The organism is Spirosoma validum (assembly GCF_014699035.1).
GTDB lineage: Bacteria > Bacteroidota > Bacteroidia > Cytophagales > Spirosomataceae > Spirosoma > Spirosoma validum.
The window spans coordinates 16,335-29,805 of record NZ_JACXAA010000027.1; the positions used below are offsets into that span (position 1 = coordinate 16,335).

The following is a 13,471-nucleotide window of genomic DNA, read 5'->3' on the forward strand; positions in this document are numbered from 1 at the left end:
TACAAAAAAGACAAGCCTGATAAGGGATTAGTTCACCAGGCCTGTCTTCCTGACAGGCTTTATAAAGTTGTCAATTCGGAAACTAATTTTGGGGGGACTTCACAAACTACGCTGTATGATTAATCGTCGCTTAATAGATTAAACGTTAAGAGTTCAAGATATATTTAGATAAGCCAGTTCATATAATTATCTGGGGAAACTACGGCCATTTCGGTGTTAGGATAAGCCTCCTGAAATGAAGCCGGAAACCGGGCTTTCGCTTTCGGATTCCATTTGAATTCAAACGCCCGAAGTTGTCCCCTTTCTTCTTCAAGCCAATCGATCTCCTGCTGTTGGGTAGTTCGCCAGAAATAATAGGCGGATCGTTTACCAGCATACAGATTTGCTTTGATACGTTCGGTAATCATAAAGTTTTCCCAAAGTGCACCTGCATCTGCCCGAAGCGACAGGGGATTAAAGTTTTTGATAATCGCATTTCGGATACCCGTATCGTAGAAAAATATTTTTTTGCTTTTCTTTAACTCATTCCGCAGGTTTCGGCTTAACGCGCCGACCTGAAACACAACAAATGCCTGTTCGAGTAAACCAATATATCGCTCAACGGTGGCCGGGTCGGTTCCTACGGTCTGACTTAGCTCATAGAACGACACCTCGCTACCCACCTGCAACGCCAGCGCTACGAGTAATTTCTGCAAAACAGCCGGTTTCCGAATGTCCTGCAAACGTAGTATGTCTTTGTATAGGTAGCTATCGGCTAGCTCAGCCAGCCTTCGCTCAGCCTCTGCCGGATGCAGTACCACTTCTGGATAAAAGCCATAAATGAGCCGTTGTTCAAGGAGTCGCCGTTCTTCCCGCTGCGATGTTTCGGCTACTAATTCTGCCGTTGAAAACGGCAACAGCCGATATTCGAATTTACGTCCGGTTAGAGGTTCATGAATGCCTCCGGCCAGTTCCAGCGCCGAAGATCCTGTTACGATCGTCTGCACATCAGGCAGTTGATCGACCAGTAATTTCAGAGTCAGGCCGATATCAGGCACGCGTTGCGCTTCGTCAATGAAAAGCAGTTGATTAGCGCCTACCAATGCCCTTAGCTGTGTACTACTTACCTTTTCCAGGTTGGCGCGGTCGTCGGGCTCATCGCAGTTAAGCCAGAGCGTGGGGCGTTGCATTTGCTGTGCCAGTTCACGCAGAATTGTAGTCTTGCCAACTTGCCTTGGGCCTGTTACAATCAATACCTTTCCCTTATCTAAATCCGACACTATAGACGACAGAATCTTACGTGTAATCACAATAATTAGCTTATTTTTTGGAATATACTCGTAAAAATAAGGTAATTATTGTGAGCAAAGAGATGATTTCTAAATGTAGCGTAGTGAATTTTAGCCTGTGAGTGTAGTCAACCCAGAAACTAACAGCCTATTGGTTATAGCTAAACTCATCATTTTTCGGCTGCGTTCAAACGGAAATTTGGTCATTGGCCTACTCAGGTCCGTACACCGTGGATGTGATATGTAAATCGCTGCCTACATTTGATTTATGAAAAGCACCACTTTATTGCTTCTATTTAGTTGTCTGATCTTTATAGATGTCCGAGCCGACGAACCAACAGGTATAAAATTCTTTACGGGATCGTGGCAGGACGTATTAACTGAATCCAGACGCCAGAACAAACCCATTTTTGTCGACTTCTACACGAACTGGTGTCCGCCCTGTCGGCGTATGGCGCGGGAAGCCTTTCCTAACGTAACGATAGGCGCAAAATTCAATGAGCATTTTATCAGCTATCAGGTAAATGCTGAGATTGGCGAAGGGACTGATCTGGCTAAACGGTACGCTGTTCAGAGCTATCCAACCGCGTTATACATCATTCCTACCGGTGAGTTAGTGCATCGGGCAGTTGGATATGCTGGTGTCAAGGCCATGCTGCAACAGGCAAATATGGTACTATCCATGCGCGAGGTGCGCCGGTCCCGGCGAAAACGAATTTCTACGGATAACCCGGTCAGCTCAGCCATTCCGAAACAGATTGACTCTATACAGACAGATAGCATACGCGACTAAGACACAAACTCCGTTAACTAGCTGATATTTATGAAATTATACTAAATTTCGCATCATACTGTTATTGACCTGTCAGCAATCCTAAACTTCTTTTATATGAAAACGCGCGCGCATGGCTTTTACTTATTTATAGAATTATGGATCATCGTCTGCACGGTTGCCCGAGCCGATGAACCTTCGGGCATTAAATTCTTTACCGGTTCGTGGAAAGACGTACTGGCCGAGGCTAAACGCCAGAACAAGCCCGTCTTCGTAGACATTTATACAACCTGGTGCGGCCCGTGTAAACGGATGGCAAGAGAAGCGTTTCCGGATGCGAAAGTGGGCGAGAAATTCAATGCTCATTTTGTCAGTTACCAGATCGACGCGGAGAAAGGGGAAGGTAAAGATATTGCCAAAAAATACGCCGTAGCCGCTTATCCGACTTCGCTCTACGTATCATCGGATGGCAGCCTGATTCAACGGACTATTGGGTACGGTGGCATCAGCGGTATGCTCGAGCAAGCCGATAAAGCGATTGAAGCGGCCAAAGACCCCAATCCGCTGTCGGCGATGGAAAAACAATATGAGCAGGGTAAGCGGGAATCCAGGTTCATGAAAGCCTATCTGCAAAAACGAACCGCGGTTGGCATGCCCAACGGCGAGGCTCTCACTGTTTACCTAAAAGATCTTCCTAGGGCTGAATGGTCGTCGGATGAAACTATTACGCTGATTGCCGGTAATGCGACAACCTACAGCCCTGATGTGATGGACATACTCCTACAAAAACTTACTGCCCTGAAGAGTGCGACGGGAGAAACGCCCGCACTATTACGAGATAAACTGACTGAGAGCATTTACCGACTAAATCAAATTCATTTCAAAGACGCTGTTGCCAAAAAAAATAAGCAGATACTGGCTGATGTCATTGATACAGAAAAAGCCTATCGGCAGGCAGGCAGTGAGATAGCATTGACCCAAAATCAGACGGATGAGATAGCGACTAATTATCAAATTGATTTTTATCAGCAAACCAAAGATTGGGTCAACTATGGCGCACTGGCAACGGTACGGGCAGGTAAGCTTATGAAACTAAGCGCTGCCGATATGGACAGGTTAAACGAAGAAGCTTATCAGCATTTCGAAGCAGAAACACGCGCTTTACCTGATTCGGTAAAGCAGAGCGATAATTTTAAACAGTATGCGGCTGGTATGAAAAAAGCCGAGCCTAAACAAACGGCGATGAAACTGAACAACCTCGCCTGGTCTTATTACGAAAACATGACCGACAAAAAAGACCTTACTCAGGCGCTGGCCTGGTCAGCGAAATCGCTGGAGTATGACCGAACGGGTATGCATTTAGATACGTATGCACACCTGCTAAGCAAATTAGGTCGAAAAGCCGAAGCCATAAAAACCCAGCAGGAAGCCATTGCCACGGAGAAAGCCGCTGGTGGCGACGTTGCTAATTACGAAAGTGAACTAAACATTATGAAACAGAAATAAATGATACGTATCATTTCTAACCAAAACGGGCTGACTGGGAGGTCAGCCCGTTTTGGTTAGTACACATATTGATGCATTAAAATGATTTAATCTCACAAACTGAGTTGGATAGGGTTAAGAAAACGTATTCATTTACGTTAGGACAAAATCAACTCCCAATACATGGAACTTAACCCATCCGCCAATTTCTTTGAGCGATTTGCTTCCCGAGCTACAAAGGCTACGGGTTCGTCAACAGCTTTTCTGTTAGCTCTTTTAACGGTTATTATCTGGGTTATCACAGGACCTATTTTTCATTATTCCGATACCTGGCAGCTAGTCATCAATACGGGTACCACGATCATTACGTTCCTGATGGTCTTTCTGATCCAGAAATCGCAGAACAAAGACTCCCTGGCGATGCAGATCAAGCTCAATGAGTTGATTGCGGTAAATAATAAAGCCAGCAATCGTCTCCTGAACGTAGAAGATCTAACCGAAGATGAACTCCGTGCTCTGCACCGGTTTTTTGGAAAACTGGCCGAAGCCGCCAAAACCGAAGCCACCCTGTCTGAATCACATTCTGTAGAGGAAGCCGAAGATATTCACGACGAAAAAGTAGAAGTGCTCAAGCAACGATTGTCGGCCCGGCATAAAGATCGACCCGTTGAGCAACACCCGGCATCGTCCACTCAGAAGACTACAGAAAAAACGAAGTCAACGAACCGCAAGGCTGGTTAAGAGACTCCGGCGGTATCCGTATTTCGTTGTCTGCCCGAACTCGTTTTGGGTGGATTTATGCTTAATTTTGTCAAAACACACCTAATCTTGTCCGGCTCTGGTTAACAACCATCGGTTCAGGTAGTTTATGTTTATACAGCGTTGTTGCTTATTTCTTGTTTCAGCTCTTTTGTAACGCATGAATCAGCCAGCCCCGGCTCAATCTACTCCATTATTGCCTGCTGAAGAAGCCTTACTAAGGCGTTCATACGATCAATTACAAGCGGCTTTGAGCATTGGCTTAGTTGCTACCTGGTACTGGGAAATTAACACCGACAAAGTTTACGGCGATCAGAATCTGCTACGTTTGTTTGGCGTGCCCGCAGCGGAAAGCACGACCGGACTTCCTTTGAACACCTTTACCGATAATATTCATCCGGATGACCAGACCCACGTCGTTCGTCTAATTGAGGAAGCTATTCAGTTAGGCCACATCTATGAAGCGGAGTATCGCATTATCAGCAATACCAATGAAACTCAATGGGTATTGGCGCGTGGTCAGGTGGCCTATCACGAGCAGCAGCCCTTTTCGTTTTCGGGTGTATTGATCGACGTAACAGAACGGAAGCTGGCAGAGATCCATTCGCAGGCTGTTGAAAACCGTCTGAAACTGGCTACAGAATCCGCTAAAATGGGGACCTGGGATTTTAATCCTACGACAGGCGAGCTCATTTGGTCAGACCGTTGTAAAGAATTATTTGGCCTTCCTCCTACTGCATTTATTGATTATAACGTCTTCTTGAACGGATTGCATCCCGACGATCGGGAGCAAACCGATCAGGTCGTTCAACGAGCCTTACAGCCCGAGAGTGGTGGCCGTTATGATATCGAATACCGAACCGTTGGATCTGAAGATGGTCAACTTCGCTGGGTACGGGCAACAGGCCAGGCATTTTTTAACGAAGAGGGGGTCGCTGAACAGTTTATCGGGACAGTGATCGACATAACCGATAACAAACGTACCGAAGCTATTTTACATCAGCGCGTTGCTGAACAAACCCAGAATCTGGAACGGCAAACGCATCAGCTACGCATTACATTGGACGCGTCCATCAACAGTATTATTGCCATGACGGCTATACGCGACGATCAGGGTACTATTGTTGATTTTATGATGGACATGGCCAACCAAGCTGTCATTAGAAGCAATTTCATGACCCCGGACGAGATCATTGGCCGGACACTGCTTACCGTATTTCCGGGAAACAAGGACAACGGTTTTTTTGATTTATACATTCGGGTAGTTACTACGGGCGTAGCGGAGCAAAGTACTCAACATTACCGGGATGAATTCGGACTGGAAGGCTGGTTTGAGGTATCGGCTGTAAAGCAAGCCGATGATGGTGTTGTTGTTACGTATAATAATATCACGGATCGAAAACAGGGTGAACTAACGGCGCAACAGCAGGCCGCTGAGCTTAAAGAGGCCAATGCTGAGCTCAAACGATCCAATGAGAGCTTGCAGCAGTTTGCCCACATTGCTTCCCACGATTTGCAGGAACCCCTTCGGCGGATTCAGGCATTCAGCGACTTACTAAAAACGCAGTTTGCTGATAACATCTCGGACGGCGAAACAGACATGATCCGGCGGATTCAGCGGTCAGCTCACCGGATGCAGATGCTTATCAAAGACTTATTGATGTATTCAAAACTCAGCACACAGCGGGAGCCATTTAAACCCGTTGTACTTGCCGAAGTTCTCGATGATGTTGTCAATGATCTGGAAGTCAGCATTCAGGAGAAAAATGCGACTGTCGAGGTAGGTGCCTTGCCGGAAGTTTCGGGAAGTGCGTCGCGATTGCGGCAGCTTTTCCAGAATCTGATCGCCAATGCGCTCAAATTCAATCCGTCGGGGGTGGCACCAGTCGTTAAAATTCACTGCAGAACGGCTCCGCCCGACGAACTTCCGTCAGCTTTGCAGGAGCATTCTTCGCGCCCTTTCTGGTTAATTACCGTAGCCGATAATGGCATTGGTTTCGATGAACGCTACAAAGACCGGATTTTTACGCCTTTCCAACGACTCCACGATGCTGCTTCGTACGGAGGAACGGGGATCGGGCTGGCTATTTGTCAGCGGGTGGCGGAGAGCCACGGCGGCACGATGGATGTTAGCAGCCAACCTGGCGCTGGCTCTGTCTTCAAAGTCTTTTTACCTAAGGAGTAGATATTTCGGAAACTGGCTAGGCATCCTGAGAAACCGGTGCCTGCAGACTCAGAAAAACAGCCATGTATTCCTCGAAAGCTTGTTTAGCGCCAGCCACTACGTCGTCGGCCTGTGGCTCACCCTGCTGCAGGGCGAAAACACCAAAACGTTTCCAGTTGCTACCCGTTTCTGCTCCATACCCCTGATAAAAACGGGCATTGTTCAGAAGTGGCTGAATCGCCGAATTTTTCTGTAGCATTCGCCAGATAACCGTACCGCCCAGCATGGATCCTTCAGCTACGTAAGCAGCCCCCAACAACCTTACCGGCGACCAGTCGGCAAATAAATTGGGCTGGGATTGTGGCAACGATTCGTTCAGGGAAACCAGGTCTTGTTGCAACCAGGTCGTTTTCCGGCGCATGTCTGGGTCGTACGCCCGAAAAAAATCAAGGTAGCGATCGATAGCGGATTCGAGCGCCCGATGGAACGTTACGTGTGTGCGGAGTAAACGTTTGTATTCATCAACCGTGAGCGTACCATTTTGCAGCGCTTCTGTATAAAAAAGTTGCTCAGTCTGCTCATGCAGCAATCGGGTCTCAGACCGAAGTCGTTCCAGTACTGTCATCTATGGTCAATTCGAGCGTTATTCTCCAGCCAAAAATCACATAGTTTGCCTATCACACTACCCGTTGCCTGATAACTACCGGGCTTCACTACGTAAGCATTGACACCAGCTTTATAGGCCGACTGAATATCGTGCGGGCTATCGGACGTACTGAATGCTACGATAGGAACAAACCTCGTGCGATCAATCGAGCGCGCCTGTTGGATCACTTCGAATCCACTTAATCCATTCAGATTCAGATCCATCAACACAAGCTTTGGCAGTTCATTGGATTGAGTACTGTAACGCCCCTGACCTGCCAAGTAATCAACGGCTTCGGACCCGCTGTTAATTACGGTGTAGGTAATAGGGCGGTCCATTTTTCGTATCAGGCGGCTGAAAATATCCGCATCATTCGGATTATCTTCAACATATAAAATATCTAACATGAGTCAAGTTGTCAGTGAGTCGTTACTGGAAATGAAAGCGTAAATGTGGTACCTCGGTTAGGTTCGCTGTGGAACCAGATTTTCCCCTGATGCCGGTTGATGATCCGCTTAACAATGGCTAAACCGACACCAGTACCTTCAAATTCGCGGGCATTTTCCAGACGTTTGAACAGGTCGAACATCTTACCCGCATGTTTCATATCGAACCCAATTCCGTTATCGACAACAGAGTAAACCACTTCGTCGTCCGTTTGTTGGCCATTTACCTGAATAACAGCCTCGGGCGCTCGTTGGGTATACTTTGCCGAATTGCTGAGTAAGTTCGAAAACACTTGATGAATCATCGTTGGATCGCCGGTTATCGAAGGCGTATCCCCAATGTCAATCCGTACCGACCGATCTTTGTTGGCGATCAGTAGTTCCTCCCTTATATTCTGCAACAACGGCTTCATCTCAATGGGTTGTATACTATAATCCGTACGGCCCATGCGCGAATAGTACAAAATGTGCCGAATCAGGCGCTGCATCCGTTCGGTCGATTCCGTAATTTTCTGAAAAAGCTCCCGCGCATCCTCGTTAAACTCCTGCCCGTACTCTTCCTGTATAATTTCAGAATAGCACCGAATGGACGACAAGGGCGTACGCAAGTCATGCGAAACGGTATAACTGAATGCATCCAGTTCTTCGTAGGCAACCTGCAACCGCTGATTCAGCAAACGAACCTCGTTGGCCTGTTTCGTAATGACCTGTAGAATATCTTCCCGTAGCTTGACGACTGACCCTATTTCGGCTTCATTCCAGGACTCCGATGTATTCCGGACGATTTCGGTCCAGGCATCAAAACTTTTCCGGGGGGTTAGTCGCTGCTGCCCGTCGTTGTCAACCGTTACGGGTTTATTGGGATTACCCGCCCAGGTAACCTGCTGAACCTGTTCGGGTTTAAACCAGATCAGGTACTCGTTTAATTCCTTCGACAAGGCGATGGCCAGAATCCCCGCCCCTACCTCGCGGAAATGTTCGGCAGGTGAATAGCGAGCCGGAAGTTGATTGGTTTGCAAAAACGTTTCGATATCCGTCGTACCAAGCCAAACGGCCAAAGACCGAAGTGCCGATTCGTCGGGCGTTTCGCCCAATCGGTATACTTTATCATTGAACAACAGCGCAGCACCAGTTGCTTCGGTTACGTCGAGCGCTGTCACCGAAGATTTTGTCAGTGCCCGTGCTACGTCATCGCCCAGCAATAGCTGTTCGTGTAACCGTTGGCCGATTTGCGTGTATTGCAGGAGATTGGTCTTATCTTCCTCGTCTTTGCGGAACTCCAGAGCCGCCGACAGCAGCTGACTGACAAATTTAGCGGTTTGCCGGGCCTGGAAATCCACGAACCGGGGGGTTGTATTATGGCAGGATATCAGTCCCCAGAGTTCACCCCGGTACAGCAGCGAAATACTCATGGATGCCTGCACACCCATATTTTTGAGGTATTCGATGTGAACGGGCGAAACGGCCCGCAAAACCGAATGCGTTAAGTCGAGCGGTTGATCTTCGGACCAATCGGGATCAGACAGAATGGGTGACGGTGTACTATCGACATTGGCAATCAGACGAACCAGATTAATTTTATACAGTTCACGGGCCTGACGCGGAATATCTGACGCCGGATAGTGCAACCCCAGAAATGGCTCCAGGTGGTCGTCTTTGGCTTCGGCCACTACGTGTCCATGCCAGTCTGCACTAAAGCGATAGACCATCACCCGGTCGTAGCCGATAATGGTTTTTATCCGCTGGGCGGTGTTTTGTAGTAAATCGGAAAGCGTCCGGCTCGCCTGCACTTCGGTAAGTGCCTGAGCAATTAGTTGCTGATTCATAACCGCGTTCCGATCGTCGCCGGTGGGTTCCCATTCGAGCAGCAGAAGCTCCTGATGCTGGTGAATGATCAGATTCCAGACCTTCCCATTGAGCGTGAACCGGTGCGGATTCATGGTTTCCCACGAATCATTCCGTTTGCCAACATTCAGAAGTTCGACCAGGACATTTTCAGCCAGATCGGTGTTCGCCAGCAACGCATTGACAGACTGTCCTACTAATTGAGAAGCGGGTGTATTTACCAGATCGACGATATTCTCGCTGGCGTGAACGATTGAGTACGTATCGGGCTGAATAGCAATCAGGTAGCCGTGTGACTGAATGTGACCGAGAATATGAATAGGTTCCCGATCGCAGTTCGTCAGATCAACAGTCAATAAACTCATTGAGTAAAGTGGGTGGTTGAAAGCCAGAATCCTATATTAACGATATTCGCTCGTTAGACACCGGTATCTGTCATACTAATACGCAATATACGCATTCCATAAATTTGATGATCGGAAACTTACTAACGACACCTGTTGACTCCACGTTGGCTTAGCGAAAAAGGGATTCTTACGAGCCTCATCGAAACCCATCATAATAGGCGACAGCACCGGCCAGCTCATGATCCGTTAGTTTCTTTTTTGTCAGAATCCGTTTTAGTATAGTTGCCTGATCGGCCAATACGTCAAGTACCGACTTACGGGATAACGTCACAGGCTCAAGCGATCCGTTATTCCGCTGAATGTAATACGTCTGTTGCTGAACGAATTCACCATTAAAGGCTTCATCCAGCGTATACACGTCTTTGTCTCGCATGCGCAAACTGCATTTGAATTGCTTGAGCAGCCTTGTTTTTCCGGCATATAAAACCATATAATAGGCGCGTTCCGCTTTGCCAGTCTGCGTATTTACCCGACTCACAAAACGAAGGCCATTGATGGTGAACGCGTCTGGCAGAATCGCATATGCACTCGAATCGCCCGCAAACTGACACCGGATTTCATTCGTGACCAGATTGAAAGCAATTCTACAGGGTATGCTTTTCTTCGGATCACTCATCTCAAGCGAACCGGCCTGCCAGATCGGATAGCCGAAATACTGACTACCCAGATAAACCACGTGCGACGCGCCCTGTATACGATCGGGTCGATTCATCAACAGTCCATCATTCGCTTCGTAAAACGTGCAGGTAGTAATCACGCGCGTCTGATCATCCTGCGAAACGACACACTGACCATAACTGGCAAAGCGTAACGTAGCGAGTAAACCGATAAGTAAAGCTGAGCGAAAAACCATAGCAGTTGACAAAATAACCTTAGCTGACAATGATCAGCTTAACATTCCTGCCTTAATTTAACGAATTATTAAATCGCTGCTTGATGTTACGTTACACCGGGTTTCAACCCGGCGCAAATGGTTAAAATTAGTACGTTGCGCCGGGTTTCAACCCGGTGTAACGTAACGCACTGATTGCGTTATGTGTCTTTATCAACAGTAAATGAAGTGTAGCCCATGCATTTATACAAAAAATATACTATTAAATCCTTAATTCATGCCAAATCAGATTCTGGTAATCGGTAGCTCCAACACCGATATGGTTGTTAAGTCCGACAGATTACCCGCGCCGGGCGAAACCGTTCTGGGTGGTACGTTCCTGATGAATCCCGGCGGGAAAGGCGCTAATCAGGCCGTTGCTGCCGCCCGACTCAATGGTCAGGTAACGTTCGTAGCCAAAGTGGGGGACGATATATTTGGTCAACAGGCTATTACGGGTTTTCGGCAGGAAGGCATCAACACGACCTACGTACTGACGGATGCTGATCATCCCTCGGGCGTGGCGCTTATCAACGTCGATGCCCAGGGGGAAAATTGTATTACCGTCGCACCCGGCGCCAACGCGCATCTTCAACCCATTGAAACCGAAGCCGCTTTGCAGGCCGCTACGTCCGATACGTTCGCGTTAGTTCAATTAGAAATTCCGTTGCCCACGGTTGAATACGTAGTTAAGCAGGCAGCCACGCAAGGTTTACGCGTTATCTTGAATCCGGCCCCGGCGCAGTCGTTGCCGGATACGTTATTCCCACACCTGTTTTTGATCACCCCAAACGAAACCGAAGCCAAAATTCTGACGGGAATTCACGTAACCGACGTAGCGACCGCTGAACAGGCCGCAAAAAAACTGCACGATATGGGCGTTACCAACGTAGTGATTACGCTCGGTTCGAAAGGGGCGTATTTGCATACGGGCAGCCAGGGTCAACTCATTTCGGTTCCGCGCGTGACAGCTGTCGATTCAACCGCGGCTGGCGACTGTTTCAATGGCGCACTGGCCGTTGCCTTAGCCGAAGATCAGCCTCTGCCCGAGGCCGTCGCGTTTGCCTGCAAAGCCGCTTCGATTTCGGTCACACGCATGGGTGCGCAGGCCTCTATGCCGAAACGTAGTGAACTCTCGTAGACTCGTTTGTGTATCCGCTGACCGTTACGCCGACTTACTAAACCAATCCCTTCCATGAAAATTCCTCTTCTCTTACTTTTCGCTTTGCTATCGGTGGTAGCACCTCCAGCTAAACCGGCCAAAACCGGAACGCCGGCCGCCGGAGCGCCAGCTGCCGTAACACTTTCAAAAAAGACGCTTCAGGACAAAATCAAAGGCGGCTGGGCCGGACAGGTTATCGGCTGTACGTTTGGCGGACCGACCGAATTTCGGTTCAATGGCACAATGATGAATGACTATCAGCCCATTCCGTGGTATGAAGGCTACGTCAAAAAAACGATGATCGATAATCCGGGTCTGTACGACGATCTGTATATGGACCTGACGTTCGTGGATGTGTTTGAGAAGAAAGGTCTCGACGCCCCCGTTTCCGAACACGCCAATGCTTATGCCAACGCCGGTTATATGCTGTGGCACGCGAACCAGGCCGGACGCTATAACCTGCTGAACGGTATGAAAGCGCCCGAATCAGGACACTGGCTCAACAACCCGCATGCCGACGATATTGATTTTCAGATCGAAGCCGATTTTTCGGGGCTCATGTCGCCCGGAATGCCCAATACGGCTGTACAGATTGGCGACCCCATCGGCCACATCATGAATTACGGCGACGGTTGGTACGGTGGCGCTTACGTGGGGGCTTTATACTCACTGGCGTTTGTCTCGAACGACATCAATTACGTAGTGAACGAAGCGCTCAAGACCATTCCGACGCAGAGTACATTTTACCAGTGCATTGCCGACGTAATCAACTGGCACAAGCAGTTTCCGAATGACTGGAAACGAAACTGGTTCGAAATTCAGCGGAAATGGGCCGACGAAGTGGGTTGTCCGGAAGGAGTATTTTATCCATTCGATATCGACGCCAAAATCAATTCCGCTTACATTGTGCTGGGCTTGCTGTATGGCGGTGGGGATTTCACGAAAACGATGGAAATCAGCACGCGCGCCGGGCAGGATTCGGATTGCAATCCATCGTCGGCGGGCGGTGTTCTGGGTACCTTGCTTGGATACGACAAAATTCCGGCCTACTGGAAACAGGGCTTGCAGGATGCCGAAGACATTGACTTCAAATACACGACCATGTCACTGAACGATGTGTATTCGATGGGGATGAAACACGCGTTGCAGGTCATCGAACGGAACGGCGGCAAAATCAATGGCGATCAGGTAACGATTGCGCGACAAACGCCTAAAACCGTACGTCTTGAACAGAGTTTTCCGGGTCATCATCCCGTATTGGTCACGGGCATCCGTAAAGACCTGGAGAATGAATACAGCTTTAATTTTGAGGGAATTGGCTTTGTTGTAAAAGGCGCAGCTCAACCCAAAAACCGAGGTTCGTCAAACTCAAACCCGGTGGGTTCTGAAAGCAGTTTTGCCTTCAACGCCGAACTATATATCGACGGTAAGAAAATTGAGACGGCCAAACTGCCCGTAAATTTTACGCATCGTCGGTACGATCTGTTCTGGAAGTATCAGTTACCAAAGGGCAAACATACGGTACGTATCAAATTGCTGAATCCGGATTCGGAACACGTCGTGCGATTAAACGAAGTACTCGTCTATAACGATCAGCCAGTCAAGTCGAAGTTGTAACGATTGACCACGGAGGCACAGAATACACA

At 48.3% G+C, this 13,471-nt stretch carries 11 protein-coding genes; 6 read left to right on the forward strand and 5 right to left on the reverse strand.

Translation table 11 applies throughout. The features are described from left to right. Positions 1 to 164 precede the first annotated feature (164 nt). Positions 165 to 1,289 carry an ATP-binding protein gene (locus tag IC230_RS32580; RefSeq protein ID WP_191043277.1) on the reverse strand — a complete coding sequence of 375 codons (1,125 nt, stop codon included), beginning with the start codon at positions 1,287 to 1,289 and terminating at the stop codon, positions 165 to 167. Positions 1,290 to 1,536: 247 nt separating this feature from the next. Between IC230_RS32580 and IC230_RS32585 the strand changes: the two genes are divergently transcribed. The 4 genes from IC230_RS32585 (at position 1,537) to IC230_RS32600 (ending at position 6,469) form a co-directional block, all read left to right on the forward strand. Further along, positions 1,537 to 2,061, forward strand: a complete 525-nt coding sequence (locus IC230_RS32585; RefSeq protein WP_191043278.1) for a thioredoxin family protein — start codon at positions 1,537 to 1,539, stop codon at positions 2,059 to 2,061. Positions 2,062 to 2,157: 96 nt separating this feature from the next. Further along, positions 2,158 to 3,546 carry a thioredoxin family protein gene (locus IC230_RS32590; protein ID WP_191043279.1) on the forward strand — a complete coding sequence of 463 codons (1,389 nt, stop codon included), beginning with the start codon at positions 2,158 to 2,160 and terminating at the stop codon, positions 3,544 to 3,546. A gap of 162 nt (positions 3,547 to 3,708) precedes the next feature. Further along, complete coding sequence (locus IC230_RS32595) at positions 3,709 to 4,266, forward strand: low affinity iron permease family protein (RefSeq protein WP_191043280.1); 558 nt, start codon at positions 3,709 to 3,711, stop codon at positions 4,264 to 4,266. Positions 4,267 to 4,444: 178 nt separating this feature from the next. Beyond that, positions 4,445 to 6,469 carry a PAS domain-containing sensor histidine kinase gene (locus IC230_RS32600; protein ID WP_191043281.1) on the forward strand — a complete coding sequence of 675 codons (2,025 nt, stop codon included), beginning with the start codon at positions 4,445 to 4,447 and terminating at the stop codon, positions 6,467 to 6,469. A 16-nt stretch (positions 6,470 to 6,485) separates the two neighbouring features. Here the strand turns inward: IC230_RS32600 and IC230_RS32605 are convergent, their stop codons facing one another. From IC230_RS32605 to IC230_RS32620, 4 genes are all read right to left on the reverse strand, one after another. After that, entirely contained in the window at positions 6,486 to 7,073 is a 588-nt protein-coding gene (locus IC230_RS32605) for a biliverdin-producing heme oxygenase (RefSeq protein WP_191043282.1), read from the reverse strand. After that, on the reverse strand, positions 7,070 to 7,501 hold the full coding sequence (locus tag IC230_RS32610) for a response regulator (RefSeq protein ID WP_191043283.1): 432 nt from the start codon (positions 7,499 to 7,501) through the stop codon (positions 7,070 to 7,072). The genes IC230_RS32605 and IC230_RS32610 overlap by 4 nt, the downstream gene beginning before the upstream one ends. Positions 7,502 to 7,512: 11 nt before the next feature. Continuing rightward, positions 7,513 to 9,750, reverse strand: a complete 2,238-nt coding sequence (locus IC230_RS32615; protein WP_191043284.1) for an ATP-binding protein — start codon at positions 9,748 to 9,750, stop codon at positions 7,513 to 7,515. A gap of 178 nt (positions 9,751 to 9,928) precedes the next feature. After that, a complete protein-coding gene (locus IC230_RS32620) occupies positions 9,929 to 10,645 on the reverse strand; it encodes a hypothetical protein (RefSeq protein ID WP_191043285.1) in 717 nt (238 codons plus the stop codon). Between the two features lie 256 nt (positions 10,646 to 10,901). Between IC230_RS32620 and rbsK the strand changes: the two genes are divergently transcribed. Together rbsK and IC230_RS32630 are read left to right on the forward strand one after the other, a co-directional pair. Then, positions 10,902 to 11,804, forward strand: a complete 903-nt coding sequence (gene rbsK, locus IC230_RS32625) for a ribokinase (protein WP_191043286.1) — start codon at positions 10,902 to 10,904, stop codon at positions 11,802 to 11,804. Positions 11,805 to 11,858: 54 nt separating this feature from the next. Next, positions 11,859 to 13,442, forward strand: a complete 1,584-nt coding sequence (locus IC230_RS32630) for an ADP-ribosylglycohydrolase family protein (RefSeq protein ID WP_191043287.1) — start codon at positions 11,859 to 11,861, stop codon at positions 13,440 to 13,442. Positions 13,443 to 13,471: the final 29 nt, after the last annotated feature.